Raw genomic sequence first — 21,685 nt, 5'->3', positions numbered from 1 at the left:
GAGCCCGCCAACCCCGAGGACGAGGCCATGGCGGCCTTCTGCGAGGCCGCTGAGGAGTGGAGCGACTACTGGGACGACCAGATGCGCGACCTCTGCGCCCCCTACGCGGGCGGTTAGCCCTGGTCCCGGTAGGTCTCGAGCAGCCGCAGCCAGACCTCGTTGACCGTGGGGAACGCGGGGACGGCGTGCCAGAGGCGGGAGATCGGGACCCCGCCGGCGACCGCGATGGTGGCGGCGTGCAGGAGCTCCCCGGCGCCCGGGCCGACGAAGGTGGCGCCGAGCAGGCGTTCGTCCTCCAGGTCCACCACCAACCGCGCCTGCCCCCGGTAGCCGTCCGCGTACAGGGCGGCGCCCGCGACCGAGCCGAGGTCGTAGTCGACCGCCCGGTGGCGGCGGCCGGCCGCCTCGGCGGCCGCGGCGGTCAGGCCGACCGAGGCCACCTCCGGCTCGGTGAACACCACCTGCGGCACCGCCGCGTGGTCCGCCGTCGCCGCGCAGGGGCCCCAGGCCGCGTCGTCCACCGGCCGGCCGGCCGCTCGGCTCGCGATCGCCGCCCCGGCGATCCGCGCCTGGTACTTGCCCTGGTGGGTCAGCAGCGCCCGGTGGTTGGGGTCGCCGGCGCAGTAGAGCCAGCCGTCGGCGACGCCCGTCACCCGCAGGGTGTCGTCCACCTGGAGCCAGGAGCCGGGTTCGAGGCCGACCGTCTCGAGGCCCAGGTCGTCGGTGCGCGGCGCCCGGCCGGTGGCGAAGAGCACCTCGTCCGCCGTCACGGAACCGCCCTGGTCGAGCGCGACCTCCACCGGCCCCTCGCCCCTGGAAAGGCCCGTCACCGAGACGCCGGCGCGCACGTCGACGCCGGAGTCCCGCAGCCCCTCGGCGACCAGGTCGCCGGCGAACGGTTCCATCCGGGGCAGCGGCCGCTCGCCGCGCATCAGCAGCGTCACGCGCGAGCCGAGCGAGCTCCACGCGGCCGCCATCTCGGCGCCCACCACGCCGCCACCCACGACGGCCAGTCGCTCCGGCACCCGCCTGGCCGCCGTCGCCTCCCGGCTGGTCCACGGCCGGGCCTCCGCCACCCCGGGCACGTCCGGGACGACGGCCCGGCTGCCGGTGCAGATCACCACCGCGTGCCGGGCGGTCAGCCGCCGCTCGCCCACCACGACGCGGCGGGGGCCGTCCAACCTCGCGTGGCCGCGGACCAGTTCGACGCCGACGGAGTCCAGCCAGGAGACCTGCCCGTCGTCCCGCCAGTCGCCCACGAAGGAGTCGCGCCGCGCCAGCACGGCCGCCGCGTCCACCGGCCGCTCGCCCGCCACCTGCCGGGCGCCGTCCACGGACCTGGCGGCCTTCAGCGCGGCCGCCGGCCGCAGCAGGGCCTTGCTCGGGATGCACGCCCAGTAGGAGCACTCGCCGCCGACCAGCTCGCTCTCCACGATCACGGTGCGCAGGCCGGCCGCCGCCGTGCGGTCCGCGAGGTTCTCACCGGTCGGCCCGGCGCCGATCACGATCACGTCGTACGTGTCGTTGGCGTCGTCGCTCATCTGCAACTCCCGTCTCTTTCAACCGTCCTCCGACCGATCGCCCACGCTAGGGGGTCGCTTCCCGATCTTCACCCGGCCGCGCCGGCAGCGCGACCTCCTCGGGGTCGCGGTCGGGGCGCAGCCCGCGCCAGACCGGGTGCCGCAGCCGGCCCTCGTCGGTCCAGGTGCGGTGTGCCACCTCGCCGACCAGCCGGGGCTCGACCCAGTGGGCGCGGCGCGCGTGCGGGCGCGGCACCTGCTCGTCGAACGGGCTCGTGGCGCGGGCCAGCGGCGCGAGACGGGCGCCCAGGTCGGCCAGCACCGCCTCGCTGAAGCCGCTGCCCACCCGGCCGAGGTAGCGCAGCGCGCCCGCCTCGTCGTGCGCCCCGAGCAACAGGGAGCCGATCGAGCCGCCGCGCCTGCCCTCGCCCGGCTGCCAGCCGCCGACCACCACCTCCCTGGCCGTGAACAGCGCCTTCTTCACCCACAGCCGGGAACGCCGTCCCGGCAGGTAGGGGGAGTCGAGCCGCTTGGCGATCACGCCCTCGAGGCCGTGCTCGCGTGCGATGTCCACCAGCCGCTGCGGGTCGACCTCCTCGCCCGTGTAGTGGGGTGGCACGGCGAGCCGGGGCGAGGCGTCGAGGCCGAGGTCGGCGAGTCGTTCCCGCCGGGCGGCGTAGGGCTCGTCGAGCAGGGGGCGCCCGCCAAGCCGCAGCACGTCGAAGGCGAAGTACGTCACCGGCACCCGGGCCAGCAGTCCGGGCGCCGGCCGCCGCTGGTGGCGGCGTTGGAGCAGCCCGAAGTCGGGGCGGCCCGCCTCGTCCAGGGCGACGATCTCGCCGTCGAGCACAAGACCGCCGTGCGCGCCGAGGGCCTCGGGCACGACGCCGGTGAGCTCCGGGTAGGTGGCGCCGAGGTCGTGGCCGTTGCGGCTGGTGAGCCGGGTGCGGCCGGCGGGCCCGGCGCAGAGGCAGCAGCGGTAGCCGTCCCACTTGAACTCGTAGCCCCACGGGCCGGTCGGCGGCTCGCCGTCGACCGCCAGTATCGGCGGCACGGCGCCCGGCACGCCCGCCAGCGGGTTCTGGTCCCGTTCCATGCCCCAAGTAGAGGCGGCCGGGGCGGCGTCCCGGCCGCCGGGACGCCGCCGAGCTGCCCTTTTTCCGTTCGAACGGCGCAGGGGCGGCGACGTATCCTGACCGCCGCGCGATCCGAGGCGCGGGCGAGGGACCGGGAGGGCACGATGGTGAACGAGGCTGACCTGCGGCATCTGCGACGCTGCGTCGAGCTGGCCGCCGAGGCGTTGGCGGCCGGGGACGAGCCGTTCGGCTCGGTGCTGGTGGGCGCCGACGGGACCGCGTTGGCCGAGGACCACAACCGGGTGGCCGACGGCGACCACACCCGGCATCCGGAGTTCGCGCTGGCCCGCTGGGCGGCGGCCAACCTCACCCCGGCCGAGCGGGCGGCCGCGACCGTCTACACCTCGGGCGAGCACTGCCCGATGTGCGCCGCGGCCCACGCCTGGGTCGGCCTCGGGCGGGTCGTCTACGCCAGCTCGTCCGAGCAACTCGGGGAGTGGCTCGGCGCGTTGGGCGTTCCGGCGCCCCCGGTGCGCACGCTGCCGGTCTCCGAGGTGGCGCCCGGCGTGAAGGTCGAGGGCCCGGTGCCCGAACTGGCAGAGGAAGTACGGGAGTTGCACCGGAGCTTCCATGGCGAGCCGAACTGGGAGCGGCGGGTGGCCCAGGCCTGGCTCTCGATGGACGAGCATGAGGCGGCGGAGTTCCGGGCGCTCATCGAGGGTCTTGCGGCCGAGCTCCCCGAGGACAGCGCGCTCGCCGCTTTCGAGCGAGGCTGCGTCTACGACTCCACAGGACTGCCCGAGCGCGCCGTGCCGGAGTACCGGCGGGCGCTCGAACTCGGCCTCACGGGCGTGCGTCGGCGCCGTGTGATCTGCCAACTGGCCAGCTCGCTGCGGAACCTCGGCCGCCCCGAGGAGAGCGTCGAGCTGCTGACCGCGGAGCTGGCCCGCACCTCCGACGTCATGGACGACGCGGTCCGCGCGACGCTGGCGCTCGCCCTCACCGACGTCGGCCGCGAACGCGAGGCCGTCTCCGTCGCCCTCACCGCTCTCGCCCCCCACCTGCCGCGCTACCAGCGCTCCATGGCCAACTACGCGCGGGCCCTCGTCGAGGAGCCACCGACCGGGCGGTAGCACGGGCGCGCCCGGCGCTCACCGGTCGAAGTGGTCCTTGGGGATCACCCCGTGGACGCCGACCGTGCGGTCGACCACCTGGGAGATGTGGAAGTCGGCCGCCGCCGAGAGGTAGGCGTAGGCGGTGGGCCGGTCCATGCCCAGGTCGTGTTCGAGGAAGTCGAGCGCGTTGACCACGGCCCGCCGCATCGCGACGTCCAGGTCGCTGACCTGACCGCTGCCCCGGCTGCCGTCCGGGTCGGAGAGGCCCACCGGCAGCCACGCGTCCTCGGTCTCGCCGAAGGGGTACCGGAAGGCGACCGAGGGCGCGTCGCCTGAGCCCGGCTTGCAGACGGTGAGCCGGAACGTGGCGCGCAGCGAACCCTCGACGGCGGTCAGCGCCACCTCGCCGTCGGCCATGGCGAAGTGCGGGTCGCCGGTGTAGAAGAGGGCGCCCTCGGTGAAGACCGGCAGGTAGAGCGTGGCGCCCTCGCGCAGCAGGTTGATGTCGATGTTGCCGCCGCCGAGGGTGGGCGGGATGGAGTTGAGCGCCGGGTCGTCCAGCGCGGCGGCCTCGGCGAAGGCCACGCCCATCGTGCCCATGTGCGGCCGCAGCGGGAACACGACCTCGCGGCCGCCCCGCGAGCCGAGCGGCAGCACCCCGTTGAGCGTGCCGCCCCGGCCGCGCCGCACCGGAGTGAACACCGAGACGTTGCCGTACTCGGTCGGTTCGCCGCCCGGCCGGCCGTCCGTGGCCACCGGCGGCATCACCTCGCCGAGCGTGACCCCGTCCGGTGCCGAGCCGTCCGGACGGCGGCCGAGCGCGCCCTTGCCGTGCCGGCTGGAGATCACGCCGTAGGGCACGCGGGGGAGCAGCGAGAGCGGCTCCACCTTCAGCACGTCGCCGGGTTCCGCGCCGGCGACCTGGATCGGCCCGGTGATGACGTGCGGGCCGTCGACGTCGAAGTCGCGCTCGGTGCGGTCGTACTCGGCGGCGATGGCGACGGCGTCGCTCAGCACCTGGCCGCGCGGCACGTCGTGGCCGCCGAAGAAGGCCACCGGGTCGCGGCCCTGGTCCTCGAGGATGCCCTCGTGCGAGACCGAGTCCACGGTCACCGTCTCGCCGGAGCGGATCCGCAGCACCGGCTCGCTGTCCACCGCGGGCGTGTAGCCCCAGCGGACCTGGTCGGGGAGCGACGGCAGGTAGTGCCGACCGTGGACGGGGCCGCGGTGCGGCTGCAGGACCTCGCGTGGGTAGTCGACGCGGGGGCCGTCTGACGCCGCCGTGGCGGGGGCGGCGGCCGTCAGGCCGGTGGCGGTGCCGGCCGCCGTCACGGCGCTCGCCGCCTGGAGGAAGCGGCGGCGGCCGAGGGCGGCGATCAGCGTCTCGCGGACGGCGGCGCCCTGCCCAGCTTGCGTGCTCATGGTGGTGCTCCTGTTCTGCCCGGGCGGGTACGTGCGGCTGCCGTACCGGGCCAGCCGTCACCCTAGGTGAGCTCGGGGCCATGGTCAGGGGCTGTGAGTGATCGACCCACGTTTCTCACCCGCCGGAAACACGGCGCCCGGCCCGGACGGCCCGACGACACACGGCCGAAACGAGGGATGGTTCGCCGCCGACCGGGTACTCGGCGCCGGTGTCCGCATCCGAGCCCGGGCCGGAGTCCTACGACGCCAGCCCCTACGTCCCGGAGGGCGCCGGGCTGCCCGAGCTGCGCGGCGCCGCCGCCCGCTGCCACGGCTGCCCGCTCTACCGCGACGCCACCCAGACGGTGTTCGGCGCCGGCGAGCCGACGGCCCGGGTCGTGCTGGTCGGCGAGGAGCCGGGCGACCAGGAGGACCGCCGGGGCGCGCCGTTCGTCGGGCCGGCCGGCCGGGTGCTCGACCGGGCGCTGACCGACGCCGGCATCGACCCCGACGACGCGTATCTCACCAACGCCGTCAAGCACTTCAAGTTCGCTCCCCGGGGCAAGCGCCGCATCCACAAGCCGCCGACCCTGCGCGAGGCGGCCGCCTGCCGGCCCTGGCTCACCGCCGAACTCCGCCTGGTCGAGCCCGAGGTGATCGTGGCGCTCGGCGCCACCGCGGGCAAGGCACTGCTCGGCTCCTCGTTCCGGGTGACCAGACAGCGCGGCCTGCGGCTGCCCTGGCCGGGCGAGGGCGCCGACACCGTGGTCGCCACCATCCATCCCTCGGCCGTGCTGCGCGCCGACGACGCGGAGCGCGAGGCCGCCTACGCCGGCCTGGTCGCCGACCTGAGGGTGGCCGCCCGCGCCCTGGAGGGGGCCTGACCACCCGACGGGGCCCTGACCACCGCCCTTGTTCGAGGAGTCGCCGCGTCCGAGGAGTGAGACACCCCGGGTGCCCAGAAGGCCCCTGTGCCAAAATCCTCGGCGAGGTCACGAGTGACAGCGACCACGGCCCCGGCCCGCTGTCCGGCAACCCTCCGTCGTGGCGGGGTGCCCCGGGTGATGACCGGGTCGCGAGCAGCAGGGCTCGCGGCAAGCGCGGCCGAGAAGGAGCTCCCTCGTGCGAATGCGAATGCGGTAGAGCGTCACGCTCCCCCCTCGTCTTCCTTCCCTTTCTCCCCCTTTCTCTCGTTACCCGCCTTCTCGCGCCGACGGCCACCCGCGAGGCCGTCGGGCGCGCCTGCCCACGGAGACGTGCACCATGACCACCAGCTGTGCCCCCGCCACCCCGGCCACCCTCGACGTGCTCAGCGCCGGCGTCCGCGCCCCGCTCGCCGGCGGCGGCGACATCGAGTACGCCGCGCTCGACTACGCCGCGTCCGCGCCCGTGCTGCGCCGCGTCTGGGAGGAGGTGGCCGAGTACGCGCCGTACTACGGCAGCGTGCACCGGGGCACGGGCCACCTCTCGCGGCTGTCCACCGAGCTCTTCGAGCGCAGCCGCGCGACCGTCGCCGCCTTCCTCGACTGCCGCCCCGCCGACCAGGTGGTCTTCACCCGCTCCACCACCGACTCGCTCAACCTGCTGGCCGCCGCCCTGCCCGCCGGCACCCGGGTTTTCGTCTTCGAGACCGAGCACCACGCGGCGCTGCTGCCCTGGGCCCACCACGGCCACCAGGTCACCTACCTCGACGCCCCCCACTCGCCGGAACACGCCGTCGCCATCGCCGAGTCAGCGCTCGCCGCCCGCCCCGAGGCCGGGGGCCCCGCGCTGCTGTGCGTCACCGGCGCCTCCAACGTCACGGGCGAGCTGTGGCCGGTCGCCGAACTCGCCGCCGCCGCCCACCGACACGGCGCCAGGATCGTGCTCGACGCGGCCCAGCTCGCCCCGCACCGACCCGTCAGCGTGCGCCGACTCGACGTGGACTGGGTGGCGTTCTCCGGCCACAAGCTCTACGCCCCCTTCGGCGCCGGCGTGTTGGCCGGCCGCGCCGACTGGCTCAGCGGCGCCGAGCCCTACCTGGCAGGCGGCGGCGCCACCCGCGTCGTCAACCGGCGGGCCGACGGCGGCGTGCACGTCCAGTGGGCCGAGGACGAGGCCAGGCACGAGGCCGGCTCACCCAACGTCATCGGCGCCTTCGCCATCGCCGCCGCCTGCCGCGCCCTGACCGAGGCGAGCCACGAGACGCTGGTCGCCCACGAACAGCGGCTGCTCGCCCTGCTCCGCGAGGGCCTCAGTGAGATCCCGGCGGTCAGGGAGCTGTCCCTGTTCGGCCCGGAGGCGGACCGCGTCGCCGTCGCCTCCTTCACGGTGGCCGACCGCGACAACGGGCAGTTGGCGGTGGAGCTCTCCGAGCGCTTCGGCATCGGCGTGCGCTCCGGCATGTTCTGCGCCCAGCCGCTGGTGCGCAGGCTGCTCGGCGCCTCGGCGGAGTCCACCGAGGAGTGTGACGGGCCGCTCCAAGCGCTCCGCGTCAGCTTCGGTGCCGGCACCCCTGAGGAGCACGTCACCCGGCTCGTCGAGGCGGTCTCAACCCTGGCGGGCTGAACGCCGGCTGGGGCGCGTGGCCGCGGGCCGGGCCTCTCCCCCTGGCCGCCGCTCAGCCCTCCCGCCGGTGCGAGCTGAGCGGCGCCGTCGCACCAGAAAACTAGAAGGTGCGAAAGACTCCCACCACCGTGCACGCCGCCCCGGCGCGACCGGCGAGAGGGCACGACGCACCGTCGCCGGTTCACGGCGCGCCCGTCGCGCGCAGCGCGTGCACGAGGTCGTGGATCCCCGCCCCGGTGCCCAACAGGTCGCGCCCAGCAGCCGTTCGGCCGTCCTGAGCCGCGCCCGCACCGGTTCCCGCTGATCCCGAGGCGGTGCGCGGCGTGCCGCGCGTCCACGTTGGCGTCGATCCAGGCCCGCAGGGTGGCGCGCAGCTCGTGGTGCTCGGGCTGCCGCAGCGGGGCGAGCAGCGCCGCGGCCCACGCCCTCGCCGCCGGGGTCCGCGACAACTCGTCGAGCGTGGGGCCCGACGACCCCGGCTCGCCGCCGCCGGCGGCGGCGAGCCGACCGCCAACGCCAGCGCGAGCGCCGCCCGGGCGCCGACGTCCCGCAGGTCGAGGCCGAGGGCGCGCTCGACGTCCCCCACGCGCGCGGTGACGGTGTTCCGGCTGATGCCGAGCAGCCGCGCCACGCCCGCCCGAGGAAAGGACAACGCCAGCCGGGTGACGCCGACCGTCCCCGCGGGGACCGCGCCCAGCGGCCCCAGGAAGGAACGCGCCCAGGCCCGCGCCGTCTCCCGCGGCAGGAGGCGCTCCAACGGACCCTGACCGCGGTAACCGGCCACCCGGTCGGGCGCGTTGCGGGCCATGGCCAGCGCGTGCCTGGCCTGGTCGTACGCCTCGGCCGTGGCCCGCGGCGGCTGCGCCGAACTGACGCCGAGCGCGTACCCGGGCCGCTCAGTCACCAGGGCGTGCAGCCGGTCCCCGAGTTCGTCGCCCTCGGGCACCAGGCCGATCAGGTGCTCCTCGTACACCGGGCGCACCAGCAGCCCCGGCCTTGGAAGCCGGCCGCGTCCTGGTACCGCCTGGCCAGCGGCTCGCGATCGGCCGGGGACAGCGCAGCGGCAGGAGATCCGCAGCGGCCCGGCGTTCAGCAGCGGCGGCCCCTCCATGCTAGGCCGGGGCCAGGCCCACGGACTGGCCCTCTGGCGTGACCCGCAGGCGGTGGCGTGAACGCCGGGGCGAGCCGAGGGACTTCCAACGGCGGTACGCCGCCGCCACCTCGTCCCAGAGCCGCCGGGGGCCGCTCTGCTCCGTCTCGAACTCGGCGCGGCCGGGGACGAACTCCACCCTGGCCCAGGAGCGGCGATCGTCGGAGAGCAGCCAGTAGGTCCACTCGCCCGAGCCGTCGTTCTCCCAGTCGATCTCGGGCCAGGCGTCACGCACCCGCAGCGAGACGGCGAACATGGCGTCCGGCGCGTTGAGTTCGCTCGGGTCGAGGTCGGTGGTGCCCCGCTCGCCGCGCTCCCCGCGGTAGACGTCGGAGAGCTCGGCGCCGCGCCCCCGCTGGGGGCGGGACCACATGAACGCGGGGCGGCCGGAGAAGCGGCCGTCGCCGACGCCGTCGTGGACGTCGAGCGTGAGGTACGAGTACGAGTGGAAGCTGCTGCCGAACGGGGTGACGATCCGCCCGCCGTCGCGGGTCTGGACCAGCAGCTCGGGGGTGATCTCGCGCAGCGTGCAGGTGCTGATGATCCGGTCGTAGGGCGCGCCGTCCGCCCAGCCCCTGCTGCCGTCCCCGACCACGAGGCGGGGGGCGTAGCCGGCGGCGGCGAGGCTCCCGGCGGCCTGGCGGTGCAGCCGCTCGTCGATCTCGACGGAGGTGACGTGGTCCGAGCCGAGCCGGTGGCACAGCCACGCGGCGTGGTAGCCGGTGGCCGTGCCGATCTCCAGGACCCGCTGGCCCTCGTGGACGTCGAGCAGCTCCAGCATCTCGAGCATCTGGGACGGTTGGGACGAGGAGGAGGTGGGAACCCCGGGGCCGCCCTCGGCTCCGTCGTCCACCTGCGTGACCACCGGCCGGTCGCTGTAGACGGCCGCCAGCCACTCCGCCTCGTCCGCCGCCCGATCGAGGCCCGGGCAGACGTCCGGGATGAACGCCGCCCGGTCCACGGCGGCGACCGCGTCCGCCCACTGGCGCGGCAGCGAGCCACCGTCCCGCAGGGTGTCGACGAGCCGCCGCATCGTGGTCATTCCTGCCTGTCCTTCCGCCTACTGCTCTTCCGGTGCGCGCGGCGACGACGGCGGCGACGGCGGCGTGACCGGCCCCGGCCACTGACTGTCGCTCTCGCGCGGGGACTGCCGCTTGTCGCCTTCCTCGCCGTTCTTGCCGTCGCTGTGTTTGCCACCCATGGCGCCCTCCCGGCTGTGCCGAACCCTACTGCTCGCACATGCCCGGGCGTGAGCGACGGCAAAGGGCCGTGTGGGAGCGTGTGCCCCGGGTGGCGCCTCGGGCGCGCGCCGGTGTCACTCCGGCTGGCAGGCGGGACACCACAGCGTGGTGCGGCCGGCGACCCGGCTGTGCCGGAGCGGGGTGTCGCAGCGCGGGCAGTGCGGCGCGGGCGCGTCCCTCCTGGCGGTGAGCCAGGAGGGCTTGGCGGGGACGTGGCCGGCGGGCACGGCCCCGCGCAGCACGTGCCGTGCCGCCGAGTCGACGCGCCGTCGTTCGTCGTCGGTCAGGTCGACGGCGCGTCGGGCCGGATGGACCCTCGCGTGCCAGAGGATCTCGTCGGCCAGCAGATTGCCGAGGCCGGCCACGGTCGACTGGTCGAGCAGCGCCGCCTTGACCCGGCGGCGCTGGGCGGCCAGCAGTTCGGCCAGCTCGCCGGGGGCGAGGGCCAGCGCGTCGGGGCCCTGGTCGGCGAGCATCCGGTCCACGTCGGCGGCCGTGGCGGCGAACCAGATGCCGCGCAGCTTGCGCTGGTCGCGGTAGCGGAGCCGGCGGCCGTCGTCGAGGGTGAGGGTGACCCGGTCGTGGGGCGCGGCCGAGGCGTCGGCCGGGTCGCAGCGCAGGTTGCCCGTCATGCCGAAGTGGAAGAGCACGGTGGGTCCCTCGGTGGGCGCGAGCAGCCACTTGCCGTGCCGGCGCGGTGCCGCGAAGGTCCGGCCGGTGAGCCGCTGGCGCAGCCGGCGCGCCGTGACCCCGCGTAGCACGCCGGCGTCGGCGACCTCGACCCGCTCGATCCGGCGGCCGGTGGCGCAGGACGCCAGGACGCGCCGGAATTCCTCCACATCGGGCAGTTCGGGCATGCCGCTACGTTACGGGAGGGTGAGCCCGTAGGCGCTGAGCACCTCTCCGACGGGCTGGAAGTAGCTGGTGCCGCCGCTGGCGCAGTTGCCGCTGCCGCCGGAGAGGATGCCGATGGCGAGTCCGCCGGGCGTGAACAGCGGGCCGCCGCTGTCGCCTGGCTCGGCGCAGATGTTGGTGCGGATCAGCCCGGAGACGATGTCGCCGCCCCCGTAGTTGACGGTCGCGTTGAGGGCCGTGACGGTGCCCGAGCGGCAGCCGCTGGCCGGGCCGGCGAAGCGGACGCTCATGCCGATGGTGGGCGTGCCGACCCCGATGATGTCGACCGGCACGCCGTTGCAGACGACGCCGGGCGGCCAGGGGGACGGGGCGGCGAGGTAGCGGACCAGGCCGTAGTCGTTGCCCGGGAAGCTGGTGCCGAAGGTCTGGCCGACGGCGGTGCTGTGCGAGGCGTCGGAGAACCAGGTGTTGGCCAGCGAGGTGCAGTGCCCGGCGGTGATGAAGTAGTAGGCCGATCCCGAGCGGGCGTTGAAGCCCACCGCGCAGCGGACGCCGGCGCCGTAGACGGCCTCGCCGCCGCGCAGCCGTGGGGTGAGGGTGCCGGGGGTGCGCTCGACGGTCAGGGCGTCGGCGAGCGGTCCTGCGGTGCGCCGCAGGTGGGCGAGGTCGACGGGGGAGACGGAGTCGTCCACGGTGACCCGGACGGTGCCGGCGGCGTGGTCGACGGCCCAGGCCGTGCCCGCGACGTCGGCGGCGAGCACCGCGTCGCTCGCGGCTTCGAGCTGGTCGGCGGCGAACGAGGCGGGGGCCGGTTCGGCCCGCGCGGGCAGCGCCAGGCCGAGGAGCGCCAGCAGGGGCACGGCCAGCGCGATGACGAGGCGTCTGAGGAGCGGGGTGGTGCGGGAATCGTGCATGCGGTCCTCCGAACGGAGATTCATGGGCATGACAATTGAGGGATTCTCCCACGCGCCACCCGCGCGTGTCGCGGAGCCCGCGCCCCGCGCCTCCGGTGAAGGATCGGCGGGTGATCGGTCGCTCACCATCGGTCACCTCGCCCTCGGGTGGCCAGGAGGAACCGCGATGTCCCACCTACTGTTCAGGCTCGGCCGGTGGGCCTACCGGCGCCGCCGCCTGGTGCTCGGCGGCTGGCTGCTGCTCGCCGTGGTCGCGGTGGCGCTGGCGCTCGGCAGCGGCGGGCAGACCAACGACGTCTTCACCATCCCCGGCACCGAGTCGCAGCGCACCACCGACCTGCTCAAGCGGAAGCTGCCCGCCTTCGGCGGCGGCTCGGCCCAGGTGGTGTTCGCCACCCACGGGCAGGCCAGGGTGACCGACGACCGCCAGCGGGCCGCGATCGAGGAGACCATGCGGCGCCTCGACGACGTGTCGCAGGTCGGCGCCGTCTCCGACCCGTTCGAGTCGCGGGCCGTCTCGTCCGACGAGCGGGTCGCCCTCGGCAGCGTGGACTTCACCGAGGCGCCGGGGAACGTCGACGAGTCGACGCTCGACGGCGTGGAGCGCGCCGTGCGGCCGGCCGAGGACGCCGACGTCCAGGTCGAGTACTCAGGCAGCGTCTACCCCGGCTGGCGCACCGAGGTCTCGGAACTGCCCGAACTCGTCGGCCTGGTCATCGCGTTGGTCATCCTGCTGATCACCTTCGGCGCGGTGGTGGCGGCCGGGGTGCCGATCGTGACCGCGGTGCTCGGCGTGCTGATCACCATCATGGGGGTCACCGCCGTGGCCGCGGTGGTCGACATCGCCTCCTCCTCCACCACGGTCGCCATCATGCTCGGCCTGTCCTGCGGCATCGACTACGGCCTCTTCATCCTCTACCGGCACCGCAACAACCTGCTCGCCGGGATGGCGGGCGAGGACTCGGCCGGCATGGCCGCGGGCACGGCGGGCGGCGCCGTGGTGTTCGCCGCGCTCACCGTGATCATCGCGCTCTGCGGCCTTTCGGTGGTCGGCATTCCCTTCCTGACCGTGATGGGACTGTGCGCCGCGGTCGCCGTGCTGGTGGCCATGGCGATCGCACTGACCCTGCTGCCCGCCGTGCTCGGCTTCGCCGGCGGGCGCGTCCTCCGCTTCCTGCGGCTCCCCTGGCGGCCCGGCTGGACCGAGCGGGTGGCCAGGACCGCGGCCGACACGCCCGAGCGCGGCAGGGGCGCGGCGTGGGCGCGGTTCGTGGTCCGCCACCGAATCCCGGTGCTCGTCGGCGGCGTGGTGCTGCTCGGCGTACTCGCGCTGCCCGCCACCCAGTTGGAGCTCGGGCTGCCGAGCGGCTCGGCCAAGCCCACCTCCGACACCCAGCGCCGCGCCTACGACCTGATCTCCGAGGGCTTCGGGGTGGGCGCCAACGGGCCGCTGCTCGTGGTGGCGCACGGGGCGCGCGGGGAGCGCGACGTGAACCGGATCGCGGAGGCCGTCGGCGAGCGGCCCGGGGTGGTCTCGGCCAGGCCGGTCGGCTCGGGGCACGACGTCGCGGTGATCCAGGCGGTGCCGGCGACCGGCCCCAACGACCCGGCCACCGCCGACCTGGTGCACGACATCAGGGATCACCGGGACCAGGTCGCGGCCGGCACCGGGGCCCATGTCACGGTCGGTGGCAACACGGCCTCCAACATCGACGTCTCCGCCAAACTCGCCGACGCGCTGCCGGTCTTCCTCATCGTGGTGGTCGGACTCGCCTTCGTGCTGCTGACGTTCGCCTTCCGCACCGTCCTGGTGCCGCTGAAGTCCGTCCTCGGCTTCCTGCTCTCGGTGGCCGCCGCGTTCGGCGCCGAGGTGGCCATGTTCCAGTGGGGCTGGGGCGAGCACCTGTTCGGCATCACGCCGACCGAGACCATCAGTTTCCTGCCCATCATCATGCTCGCCATCATCTTCGGACTCTCCAGCGACTACGAGGTGTTCGTGGTCTCCCGGATCAAGGAGGTGTGCGGCGAGACGGACGATCCCCGGCGGGCGGTCGCGCTCGGCACGGCGCTCGCCGCCCGGGTGGTGACGGCGGCCGCACTCATCATGTTCGCGATCTTCGTGGCGTTCATGGCCACCGACGACCCGACCATCAAGGCCATCGGCTTCGCCTTCGCGGTGGGCGTGCTGCTCGACGCGTTCGTGGTCCGGCTGACCCTGGTGCCGGCCGTGATGGCCATCACGGGGTCCCGCATCTGGTACCACCCGGCCTGGTTCGGCCGGCTGGTGCCCGACCCCGACATCGAGGGGCGACGCCTGGAACGCCCCGGCGACGAGTGACGCCGGCTCACGGCAGCGCCAGGGCCCGGAACAGCCGGCGGCCCGCGCGGATCACCGGCTGCCGGTGGGTCGGCGTCGTGTTGGCCAGCACCGCGACCCCGGCGTCGGCGTCCGGGCTGAAGCCGGCGAACGCGGTGAAGCCGCCCGTCGCCCCGGTGTGCCAGAGCAGGGCGCGGCCCTCGACCACCCTGATGTCCCAGCCCAGGCCGACGACCCTCTGGCCCCGCTGCGTGGCCCGGCGTGGCCACTGCGAGTCGATGACCGCCGAGGCCAGCGAGGACGGGACGACGGTGGCGGGATTGAGCTGGGCGCGTAGGTAGCGCAGCATGTCGGCGGCCGTCGAGTAGAGCGCGCCGGAGGGGGCGAGCGCGTCGAAGTGCCAGTGCGGGAACGGGTGCCCACGGCGGTGGCCGTGCGCGGCTCGCTCGTCGAGCGTCGGCTCGTCGGGCACCTGCGTGTCCCGCATGCCGAGGGGACGCAGCACCCGTTCGGCCAGCAGCTCCGCGTAGTCGGTGCCGGCGGCGTTGGCCAGCAACTGGCCGAGCAGGCCGACGCCGAAGGTGGAGTAGCGGATGGTGGTGCGCCTCGGCTGGTGGGGCAGCCGGGCGGTGGCCCGGTAGAGGTCGATCGGGCGGTAGCCGGCGTAGGGGTCGGTCCGCCAGCGGCGCAGCCCGCGCGGGTAGAGGTTGCGGGGCAGCCGGGGGAGCCCGGCGGTGTGGGTGGCGAGATCCACCAGGGCGCGTGGAGCGCCGGGCCCGGGAAGGGGGGTGGCGCCGGGCGGCAGATAGCTGTCGATCGGGTCGTCGTAGGAGACCTCGCCGCGCACCGCGAGCTCGGCGAGCAGCAGGGTCGTGAAGGTCCTGGTGAGCGAGCCGAGGGCGAACAGCGTGTCAGGGCAGACGGGTTGCCGGCCGCGGTCCCGGTGGGCGCGACCCGGCCGCAGCCGGTCACCGGCGACCGCGACCGACTGGTCGGCGCCGCGGATCGCGGCGCCGACCGCGGCCGGGGCGTGCTGATCGGCGACCAGGTCGCCGATGTGCTTGTTCAGCAGCCCCGCGATGGTGGCCGTGGTGCTCATGCCCGGCTCCCGCCCGTGGTCGCGGTGGACAGGGCGCGGGAGACGGTGAGGGTGCCGGCGACCGCGGCCACGATGGTGGGGTGGTGGTTGGCCCAGGCGCGTTCCGGTTCCATCGGCGGCGTGGTCAGGCTGTTGGGCAGCATGCCGTCCGCGTGCTGGGCCTCCGTCACCTCCTTCCAGACGGTGGGGAAGAGCATCGGCTCGGGCAGACAGGCGCCCACCATCAGGAACTCGAGCAGCAGGTCCCAGAACCTGGTCTCGCGGAACACCTCGACCCAGACGGGCAACCAGCGCCTGACATACGCGTGCAGCGGCTCCGGAAGGCCGGCCGGGTCGTCGCCCCAGTCGGTGAGGTGGAACACGGTGTGCGTGACACCGTGGGCGTTGTCGGCGTCCATCATCCAGGGCTCCGGCGTGCCGCCCAGCCAGGTCCGGTCGATCAACTCGGACGCGGCGCTCGGCGGTTGGACGCCGATCCGGCGTGCGGCCGCCCAGACGGCGAGCCGTCGGCTTGGCACGTGCTCGACCACCCGGGCGGCGCGGGTTCCGAGTACCGTCCCGGCGAGCCGGTCGAGCCCCGGGTGCCGGTATCCGACGGGGACGAAGTGGGAGTAGAACTCCATGGCGTGGGTGGCGCCCGGGGTGTGGCTCTGGAGCCGCCAGAGCAGGGCGCCCTCGTCGAACTCCCGCCAGGCGAAGTCGAGCAGTGAGCGAGCGGTCCCGGCCGAACGCGGGCCCGCCACCGCCTCGCGGATCACCACGCTGGCGACGAGTGCCAGTTCGCCGAGCGCCTTGAGGCTCTCGCCGCTGATCTCGTGTTCCGGCACCTCGCGGTCGAGCGCGAACCGGCCGCGTAGCCGCCCCAGCCAGTCCACGGCCCGCTCGCTGACCTGCTGGGCCAGGCGCACCGCCATGGCGTCCATGCTGCTCCTCCTCGGATGGTCTCAGTGCGAGTCGTTCAGACGGCGGGCGATGGCGGTCTCGAACCGCACCCGGGGATCGTCGGCGCCGACGGTCTCCAGGAGGTCGAGGATCGGCGGCAGCGCCACCGCGCCCGCGCCCCGGGGGGAGAGCGCCAACAGCCAGCGGGAGAGCCGGGCGGCGCTCAGCAGGTCGTGGCGGAGTACCGCGCGCACCAGGCCGCGTTCGACGTCGAGGCGGCGATCGCCGAGTCGCCTGGTGAGGTCGGGCGCGAGCAGGGGGTGCGCCGCGGTGGAGAGGCGGACGAGATCGGCGGCCAGCGTCAGCCAGCCGGGGGCCAGACGGGTCGGCGCGCCGGTGGCGGCCAGGCCCTCCCAGCCGGCGGCGTCCACGCCGAGGCGGGCCAGCGCCGCGGCGAGGGCGGCGTCCCTGACGCCCCACAGGGCTTCCTCGGGGCCGTGGCCTCGCGGTGCGGGGTAGGCCCGCACCGCGGCCCGCACCAGCGACGCCTCATCCTGCCGCAGGGGCTGGCCCGTCAGCAGGAAGGGCACGAGCACGTCAGCGCCCAGCACGCGGACGGCGGCCAGGCCGCCGGGCCGTTGGTCCCACGAGTCGAGGCGGAAGCGAGCGGCGACGCCCTGGTCCCCGCGCCGCAGGGCCCCGGCCAGTGCGTCGGCCAGGGCCCCGGTCGCCTCCTCGACGGAGCCGGGCGCCGGCTGATGCGTGATCGACATCGAGCGGAGCCTCAGCGCGCCAGCGCGCGGGCGAGGTCCTGGATGACGCCGCCGAGGGAGTCCCCTTCGGCCCGCGGCGCGGATTCGTGAAGCTCGGACACGGGTTTCCCCTTTCGTTCCAGGAATTCCTGGCAGGGGTGCTTATCCCGGGTCCGGAGGTCGGGGAAACCGGTTCGCTGGGTATTCGCCGTGTAACGGAATGGATGGGGCGCAGGGCGAGAGTTGATCCGCTCACATTTGCTGGGCGGGAATCCGTGTTCCGACGGGACCACGGTAATACCGCAGGAAGTAATGCGATATTACCGTGGCATAACCGTGGCATAATCGTGGTATTAGTCGCTCAGCCGCCGGTGTTGAACGCCGCGTCGAAGGCCTGCGCCGGCGGCTCGATGGCCACCAGCTCCCGGACGCGCGCCAGCGCGTCCGGCGCGCCGATCAGCCGGTCCATGCCCGCGTCCTCCCACTCCACGGAGATGGGCCCGTCGTAGCCGATCGCGTTGAGCACCCGCACACAGCCCTCGAAGTCGACGTCCCCGTGGCCGAGCGAGACGAAGTCCCAGCCGCGCCGCGGGTCGGCCCACGGCAGGTGCGAACCGAGCCGCCCGTTGCGGCCGTTCAACCGCTTCTTGGTGTCCTTGAAATCGACGTGGTAGATCCGGTCGGCGAAGTCCGAGATGAAGGCCAGATAGTCCAGGTCCTGCCACACCATGTGCGACGGGTCGTAGTTCAGGCCGAAAGCCGGCCGGTTGTCGACGGCCGCCAGGGCGCGCTGCGTCGTCCAGTAGTCGTAGGCGATCTCGCTCGGGTGCACCTCGTGCGCGAAACGCACGCCCTCGGCGTCGAAGACGTCGAGGATGGGGTTCCAGCGGTCCGCGAAGTCCTGGTAGCCGGCCTCCACCATCGCGGCCGGCACCGGCGGGAACATGGCGACGGTGTGCCAGATCGACGAGCCGGTGAACCCGACCACGGTGTTCACGCCGAGCGCGGCCGCCACCCGGGCGGTGTTCCTCATCTCCTCGGCGGCGCGCCGGCGGACGCCCTCGGGCTCGCCGTCGCCCCAGATCCTGCCGGGCAGGATGCCGCGGTGCCGCTCGTCTATCGGGTGGTCGCACACGGCCTGCCCGACGAGGTGGTGCGAGATGGCGAACACCTTCAGACCGTGACTCTCGAGCAGCGCCTTCTTGGCGGGCAGGTAGTCCGGCTCGGCGACCGCCCGGTCGATCTCCAGGTGGTCGCCGGAGCAGGCGATCTCCAGGCCGTCGTAGCCCCAGCCGGCCGCCAGCCGGCACACCTCCTCGAAGGGCAGGTCGGCCCACTGACCGGTGAACAGAGTGACGGGACGCGACATCGCGGCTCAGCTCCTTACGGGTTGTGAGGACGGACTGTCAGGTTCGATCCTGGTGTAGCGGCTCTCGTTCGCGGCGCTCGCCTCGACGGCGGCCAGCACCCGCTGCACGTGCAGGCCCGCCTCGAAGCCAGGCTCCGGGTCGGCGCCCGCCGCGATCGCATCGAGGAAGTCGCGGGCCTGATGGGTGAAGGCGTGCTCGTAGCCGAGGCCGTGGCCCGGCGGCCACCAGGCCGCCACGTAGGGGTGGTCGGGCTCGGTGACCACGATGCGGCGGAAGCCGGCGCTCGCGGCCGGCTCGGTCGCGTCGTGGAACCACAGCTCGTTCATCGACTCGAAGTCGAAGGCCAGGCTGCCGGCCGTGCCGTTGAGCTCGATGCGCAGCGCGTTCTTCCGCCCGGCGGCGAACCTGGTCGCCTCGAAGACGCCGAGCGCCCCGCCGGCGAACCGGCCGGTGAACACGGCGGCGTCGTCCACGGTGACCTCGCCCCTGGCGCCCTCGGCACCGCCGGGCAGCGGTCGGCTGTCGACGAAGGTCGCGGTCTGGCCCGACACGCCGTCGAGCCGGTCGCCGATCAGGTACTCGGCCAGGTCGGTGATGTGCGAGCCGATGTCGCCGAGCGCCCCCGAGCCCGCGCGGGCCCGGTCGAGACGCCAGGTGAACGGCGCCTCGGGATCGTGCAGCCAGTCCTGCAGGTACGAGGCACGCACCTGACGCACCCGGCCGATCCGGCCTTCGGCCACCATCTCCCTGGCCAGGCTGAGCGCCGGGGTGCGGCGGTAGGTGAAGCCGACCATCGACCGCACCCCGCGCTCCCTGGCCCGCCGGGCGGCCGCGACCATCGCCTCGGCCTCGGCGACCGTGTTGGCCAGCGGCTTCTCGCACAGCACGTGCTTGCCGGCCTCGAGCGCGGCGATCGCGATCTCCGCGTGGCTGTCCCCCGGCGAGCAGATGTCGACGACCTGGACGTCGTCCCGGTGCACGGCCTGCTGCCAGTTGTCCGTGGCGTGTTGCCACCCGAGCCGGGCGGCGGCCGCCTCGGTTCTGGCCCGGTCGGTCCCCGCCACGATGGTCATCCTCGGCTCGAGCGATGGGCCGAAGAAGGCGCCCACCGAGCGCCAGGCGTGGGAGTGCACACGGCCCATGAAGGCGTGGCCGATGAGTGCGACACCGAGAGCTTGCATCGTGAGGTTCCGATCGATCGTCAGAGGCGGTCAGGGAGTGGCGGGATCCGGGCGTCGATAGGCGAAGACGCGGTCGCTGATGAGGCCGGCGGCACCCACCACCCCGGCCGTGCCGCCGAGTTCGGAGAGCACCACCGGCAGGTCGCTGGTGGCCAACGGGGTGGAGCGGCGGTAGAGCTCGCTGCGCACCTCGGCGAGCAGGGTGTGGCCGAGCCCGGCGACGCCGCCGCCGACCACGATCATCGACGGGTTGAAGAAGTTGACCAGGCCCGACAGCACCCGGCCGAGCCGCTGTCCGCCGCGCCTGACCAGTTCCAGGGCGGCGGGGTCGCCGGACGCCAGCGCCCAGGAGACGTCGGGCGCCGAGAGTTCGCCCCGCTGGGCCAGCCGCTCGGCCAGCAGCCGCGAGCCGCCGTCCGCGGCCAGCGCGTGCGCGTCCCTGGCCAGCGCCGCGCCGCCGAACCACGCCTCCAGGCAGCCGGTCCTGCCGCAGGCGCAGACCGGGCCCGCGTCCTCCAGCGCGATGTGGCCGATGTCGCCGGCGCTGCCGGTGCCGCCACGGTGCACCTGGCGGCCGGCGACCACGCCGCAGCCGATGCCGGTGCCGAGCTTGACGAAGAGAAAGTCGGGCACCGCGCGCGCGAGGCCCACCTGGCTCTCGGCCAGCGCCATGGTGTTGGCGTCGTTGTCCACCAGCACCGGGCAGCCGAGCCGCTCGGCGAGCGCGTCCCGAACCGGGTAGCGGTCCCAGCCCGGCATGATCGGCGGGGTGACGGGGCAGCCGTGCAGGAAGCTGACCGGGGCCGGGATGCCGACGCCCGCGCCGTGCAGCTCGGACACCGCGCCCGAGGCGCGCAGCCGGTCCACGAGCTCGACCACCCGGTCGAGCACCGCCTCCGGGCCGGCGCGCACGTCGCAGGGTTCGGCCAGATGCTCGAGGACCGTGAGCCGGCCGTCGGTCACGGCCACGTCGAGCGAGGTCGCGCCGAGGTCCACGCCCACGAACCGCAGCCGCGAGGAGAGCCGGACCAGGCCCGAGGGGCGGCCACCGCTCGACGCGGCGTGCCCGGCCTTCTCGATGAAGCCCAACTCCTCGAGCCGCCCCAGCTCCTGACCGATCTTGGACCGGGAGAGACCCACCCGCGCGCCGAGGCCGGCCGGCGGCAGCGGGCCCTCGGTGCGCAGCAGGGCCAGGATGCGTGGCTGGTGGCTGTTCTCCACTCGCATGCGCGCCCCCGGTGTGCTGCTGGTCTCGGCCTTCTTAGTTCTTGCACTCTATGTAAGAAGTTCGCCCAGCATTTAAGCCCGGCGGTCGTGGTGCTGGCAATAGTGCGGGCGAGAGTGGCGGCGCGGGTCCCATGCCCCGGGTGGACCGGCCGGCGGGCGATTGTCAGTGCCGGGTGTAACGCTGGCTTGCGGGGAACCCAGCCGCGGGCGGCGGAAGGAAGGCCCATGATCACGACCGACTATGTCACCGGTTCACCCTGTTGGCTCGATCTCGGCGCGTCGGACGTGGCGGCGGCCGCCGCCTTCTACGGCGCCGTCTTCGACTGGGAGTTCAAGCCCTTCGGTCTCGACGCCGGCGGCTACGGCGTCTTCCGGCACGAGGGCCGTTCGGTCGCGGCCGCCGGCCCGCTCACCGAGGAGGGCGCCCGCTCGGCCTGGATGATCTACTTCCGCGTCCACGACGCGGACACCGCCGTCTCCGCCGTCCAGGGCGCCGGCGGCGCCGTGCGCACGCCGCCGACCGCGGCCGGCGAGAGCGGCCGGATGGCCCAGCTCACCGATCCGCAGGGCGCGCAGTTCGCCGTGCTCGAACCGGGCACCGACCCCGGCCTGCAGAAGGTGGACGGCCCGGGCAGCCTGTCGTGGACCGAGCTTTACACGACGGACGCGGCCGCCGCCAAGGAGTTCTACGGTCGCCTCTTCGGCTGGGAGACGCAGGACATGCAGCTGCCGGGCGGCGGCGGCACCTACGCCCTGATCAGCCCGGCGGGCGGCGGGCAGGAGCGGATGCAGGGCGGCATCATGCAGGTCACCACGGACCTGCTCGCCCTCACCGGCGGCAAGCCGTACTGGCACCCGGTGTTCCACGTGACCGACTGCGACGCCACGGTCGGTCGGATCACCGGGCGCGGCGGCAGGGTGCAGATGGGCCCCGAGGACGCCGAGGGCGTCGGCCGCCTGGCCGTCTGCGTCGACCCGGCCGGCGCCGACTTCGTGGTCCTCACCCCGACCGGCTGACGCCGGGTCGGCCACGCCCCG

At 74.5% G+C, this 21,685-nt stretch carries 19 protein-coding genes, 1 pseudogene and 1 riboswitch; of the genes and pseudogenes, 6 read left to right on the top strand and 14 right to left on the bottom strand.

Annotation, left to right across the window (positions count from 1 at the left end; translation table 11 throughout):
* Positions 1-113: 113 nt before the first annotated feature.
* Positions 114-1,541 (bottom strand): NAD(P)/FAD-dependent oxidoreductase, encoded by a 1,428-nt coding sequence (locus E1265_RS04430; RefSeq protein ID WP_132928880.1) that lies wholly within the window; start codon positions 1,539-1,541, stop codon positions 114-116.
* A 46-nt stretch (positions 1,542-1,587) separates the two neighbouring features.
* The gene (gene ligD, locus E1265_RS04425) at positions 1,588-2,616 is read right to left on the bottom strand and encodes a non-homologous end-joining DNA ligase (RefSeq protein ID WP_207930944.1); all 1,029 of its coding nucleotides are present in this window, start codon (positions 2,614-2,616) and stop codon (positions 1,588-1,590) included.
* A 144-nt stretch (positions 2,617-2,760) separates the two neighbouring features.
* Between ligD and E1265_RS37830 the strand changes: the two are divergent.
* Together E1265_RS37830 and E1265_RS37825 are read left to right on the top strand one after the other, a co-directional pair.
* A pseudogene (locus tag E1265_RS37830) lies at positions 2,761-3,228 on the top strand (nucleoside deaminase); the annotation flags it as partial.
* Positions 3,229-3,273: 45 nt separating this feature from the next.
* Entirely contained in the window at positions 3,274-3,729 is a 456-nt protein-coding gene (locus E1265_RS37825; protein ID WP_207930945.1) for a tetratricopeptide repeat protein, read from the top strand.
* An 18-nt stretch (positions 3,730-3,747) separates the two neighbouring features.
* Here the strand turns inward: E1265_RS37825 and E1265_RS04415 are convergent, their stop codons facing one another.
* Positions 3,748-5,133, bottom strand: coding sequence for an acetamidase/formamidase family protein (locus tag E1265_RS04415; RefSeq protein ID WP_132928878.1), 1,386 nt, complete (start codon positions 5,131-5,133; stop codon positions 3,748-3,750).
* A gap of 209 nt (positions 5,134-5,342) precedes the next feature.
* Here E1265_RS04415 and E1265_RS04410 point away from each other — a divergent pair, with 209 nt between their 5' ends.
* Positions 5,343-5,996, top strand: coding sequence for a UdgX family uracil-DNA binding protein (locus tag E1265_RS04410; RefSeq protein WP_132928877.1), 654 nt, complete (start codon positions 5,343-5,345; stop codon positions 5,994-5,996).
* 106 nt (positions 5,997-6,102) lie between these two features.
* A riboswitch (SAM riboswitch) is annotated at positions 6,103-6,219 on the top strand.
* A gap of 156 nt (positions 6,220-6,375) precedes the next feature.
* Complete coding sequence (locus E1265_RS04405; RefSeq protein WP_132928876.1) at positions 6,376-7,659, top strand: aminotransferase class V-fold PLP-dependent enzyme; 1,284 nt, start codon at positions 6,376-6,378, stop codon at positions 7,657-7,659.
* A 181-nt stretch (positions 7,660-7,840) separates the two neighbouring features.
* Here E1265_RS04405 and E1265_RS04400 read toward each other — a convergent pair whose 3' ends face one another.
* From E1265_RS04400 to E1265_RS04385, 5 genes are all read right to left on the bottom strand, one after another.
* The gene (locus E1265_RS04400) at positions 7,841-8,632 is read right to left on the bottom strand and encodes a helix-turn-helix domain-containing protein (RefSeq protein WP_165953643.1); all 792 of its coding nucleotides are present in this window, start codon (positions 8,630-8,632) and stop codon (positions 7,841-7,843) included.
* 139 nt (positions 8,633-8,771) lie between these two features.
* Positions 8,772-9,851 (bottom strand): methyltransferase domain-containing protein, encoded by a 1,080-nt coding sequence (locus tag E1265_RS04395; protein ID WP_132928874.1) that lies wholly within the window; start codon positions 9,849-9,851, stop codon positions 8,772-8,774.
* 18 nt (positions 9,852-9,869) lie between these two features.
* Positions 9,870-10,010 carry a hypothetical protein gene (locus tag E1265_RS36815; RefSeq protein WP_165953642.1) on the bottom strand — a complete coding sequence of 47 codons (141 nt, stop codon included), beginning with the start codon at positions 10,008-10,010 and terminating at the stop codon, positions 9,870-9,872.
* A 114-nt stretch (positions 10,011-10,124) separates the two neighbouring features.
* A complete protein-coding gene (locus E1265_RS04390; protein WP_132928873.1) occupies positions 10,125-10,907 on the bottom strand; it encodes a DNA-formamidopyrimidine glycosylase family protein in 783 nt (260 codons plus the stop codon).
* 9 nt (positions 10,908-10,916) lie between these two features.
* Positions 10,917-11,819 carry a S1 family peptidase gene (locus tag E1265_RS04385; RefSeq protein WP_132928872.1) on the bottom strand — a complete coding sequence of 301 codons (903 nt, stop codon included), beginning with the start codon at positions 11,817-11,819 and terminating at the stop codon, positions 10,917-10,919.
* 166 nt (positions 11,820-11,985) lie between these two features.
* Between E1265_RS04385 and E1265_RS04380 the strand changes: the two genes are divergently transcribed.
* On the top strand, positions 11,986-14,157 hold the full coding sequence (locus E1265_RS04380; protein WP_132928871.1) for an MMPL family transporter: 2,172 nt from the start codon (positions 11,986-11,988) through the stop codon (positions 14,155-14,157).
* Positions 14,158-14,164: 7 nt separating this feature from the next.
* On the opposite strand, the gene E1265_RS04375 is transcribed toward E1265_RS04380, so the two are convergent.
* From E1265_RS04375 to E1265_RS04350, 6 genes are all read right to left on the bottom strand, one after another.
* The gene (locus E1265_RS04375) at positions 14,165-15,235 is read right to left on the bottom strand and encodes a serine hydrolase domain-containing protein (RefSeq protein ID WP_132928870.1); all 1,071 of its coding nucleotides are present in this window, start codon (positions 15,233-15,235) and stop codon (positions 14,165-14,167) included.
* Positions 15,232-16,158, bottom strand: coding sequence for a hypothetical protein (locus tag E1265_RS04370; protein ID WP_132928869.1), 927 nt, complete (start codon positions 16,156-16,158; stop codon positions 15,232-15,234). Before E1265_RS04370 ends, E1265_RS04375 begins: the two co-directional genes overlap by 4 nt.
* Before the next feature lie 21 nt (positions 16,159-16,179).
* Complete coding sequence (locus E1265_RS04365; protein ID WP_132928868.1) at positions 16,180-16,890, bottom strand: hypothetical protein; 711 nt, start codon at positions 16,888-16,890, stop codon at positions 16,180-16,182.
* Positions 16,891-17,230: 340 nt separating this feature from the next.
* A complete protein-coding gene (locus E1265_RS04360; RefSeq protein WP_132928867.1) occupies positions 17,231-18,238 on the bottom strand; it encodes a sugar phosphate isomerase/epimerase family protein in 1,008 nt (335 codons plus the stop codon).
* 6 nt (positions 18,239-18,244) lie between these two features.
* Positions 18,245-19,420 (bottom strand): Gfo/Idh/MocA family oxidoreductase, encoded by a 1,176-nt coding sequence (locus tag E1265_RS04355; protein ID WP_132928866.1) that lies wholly within the window; start codon positions 19,418-19,420, stop codon positions 18,245-18,247.
* Positions 19,421-19,450: 30 nt separating this feature from the next.
* Positions 19,451-20,647 (bottom strand): ROK family transcriptional regulator, encoded by a 1,197-nt coding sequence (locus E1265_RS04350; protein WP_132928865.1) that lies wholly within the window; start codon positions 20,645-20,647, stop codon positions 19,451-19,453.
* Positions 20,648-20,872: 225 nt separating this feature from the next.
* Between E1265_RS04350 and E1265_RS04345 the strand changes: the two genes are divergently transcribed.
* Positions 20,873-21,664 carry a VOC family protein gene (locus tag E1265_RS04345; protein ID WP_132928864.1) on the top strand — a complete coding sequence of 264 codons (792 nt, stop codon included), beginning with the start codon at positions 20,873-20,875 and terminating at the stop codon, positions 21,662-21,664.
* The last annotated feature ends 21 nt before the right edge of the window (positions 21,665-21,685 follow it).

Source organism: Streptomyces sp. 8K308, assembly GCF_004348315.1.
GTDB lineage: Bacteria > Actinomycetota > Actinomycetes > Streptomycetales > Streptomycetaceae > Streptomyces.
Note: the sequence above shows the minus strand (reverse complement) of the source record. Positions and strands in the feature narration are given on the sequence as shown.

Excerpts from the sequence above, each read along its gene's own strand:
- E1265_RS04430 (WP_132928880.1), bottom strand. The coding sequence starts at position 1,541 with ATGAGCGACGACGCCAACGACACGTACGACGTGATCGTGATCGGCGCC.
- ligD (WP_207930944.1), bottom strand. The coding sequence starts at position 2,616 with ATGGAACGGGACCAGAACCCGCTGGCGGGCGTGCCGGGCGCCGTGCCG.
- E1265_RS37825 (WP_207930945.1), top strand. The coding sequence starts at position 3,274 with ATGGACGAGCATGAGGCGGCGGAGTTCCGGGCGCTCATCGAGGGTCTT.
- E1265_RS04415 (WP_132928878.1), bottom strand. The coding sequence starts at position 5,133 with ATGAGCACGCAAGCTGGGCAGGGCGCCGCCGTCCGCGAGACGCTGATC.
- E1265_RS04405 (WP_132928876.1), top strand. The coding sequence starts at position 6,376 with ATGACCACCAGCTGTGCCCCCGCCACCCCGGCCACCCTCGACGTGCTC.
- E1265_RS04395 (WP_132928874.1), bottom strand. The coding sequence starts at position 9,851 with ATGACCACGATGCGGCGGCTCGTCGACACCCTGCGGGACGGTGGCTCG.
- E1265_RS36815 (WP_165953642.1), bottom strand. The coding sequence starts at position 10,010 with ATGGGTGGCAAACACAGCGACGGCAAGAACGGCGAGGAAGGCGACAAG.
- E1265_RS04390 (WP_132928873.1), bottom strand. The coding sequence starts at position 10,907 with ATGCCCGAACTGCCCGATGTGGAGGAATTCCGGCGCGTCCTGGCGTCC.
- E1265_RS04385 (WP_132928872.1), bottom strand. The coding sequence starts at position 11,819 with ATGCACGATTCCCGCACCACCCCGCTCCTCAGACGCCTCGTCATCGCG.
- E1265_RS04380 (WP_132928871.1), top strand. The coding sequence starts at position 11,986 with ATGTCCCACCTACTGTTCAGGCTCGGCCGGTGGGCCTACCGGCGCCGC.
- E1265_RS04375 (WP_132928870.1), bottom strand. The coding sequence starts at position 15,235 with ATGAGCACCACGGCCACCATCGCGGGGCTGCTGAACAAGCACATCGGC.
- E1265_RS04370 (WP_132928869.1), bottom strand. The coding sequence starts at position 16,158 with ATGGACGCCATGGCGGTGCGCCTGGCCCAGCAGGTCAGCGAGCGGGCC.
- E1265_RS04365 (WP_132928868.1), bottom strand. The coding sequence starts at position 16,890 with ATGTCGATCACGCATCAGCCGGCGCCCGGCTCCGTCGAGGAGGCGACC.
- E1265_RS04360 (WP_132928867.1), bottom strand. The coding sequence starts at position 18,238 with ATGTCGCGTCCCGTCACTCTGTTCACCGGTCAGTGGGCCGACCTGCCC.
- E1265_RS04355 (WP_132928866.1), bottom strand. The coding sequence starts at position 19,420 with ATGCAAGCTCTCGGTGTCGCACTCATCGGCCACGCCTTCATGGGCCGT.
- E1265_RS04350 (WP_132928865.1), bottom strand. The coding sequence starts at position 20,647 with ATGCGAGTGGAGAACAGCCACCAGCCACGCATCCTGGCCCTGCTGCGC.
- E1265_RS04345 (WP_132928864.1), top strand. The coding sequence starts at position 20,873 with ATGATCACGACCGACTATGTCACCGGTTCACCCTGTTGGCTCGATCTC.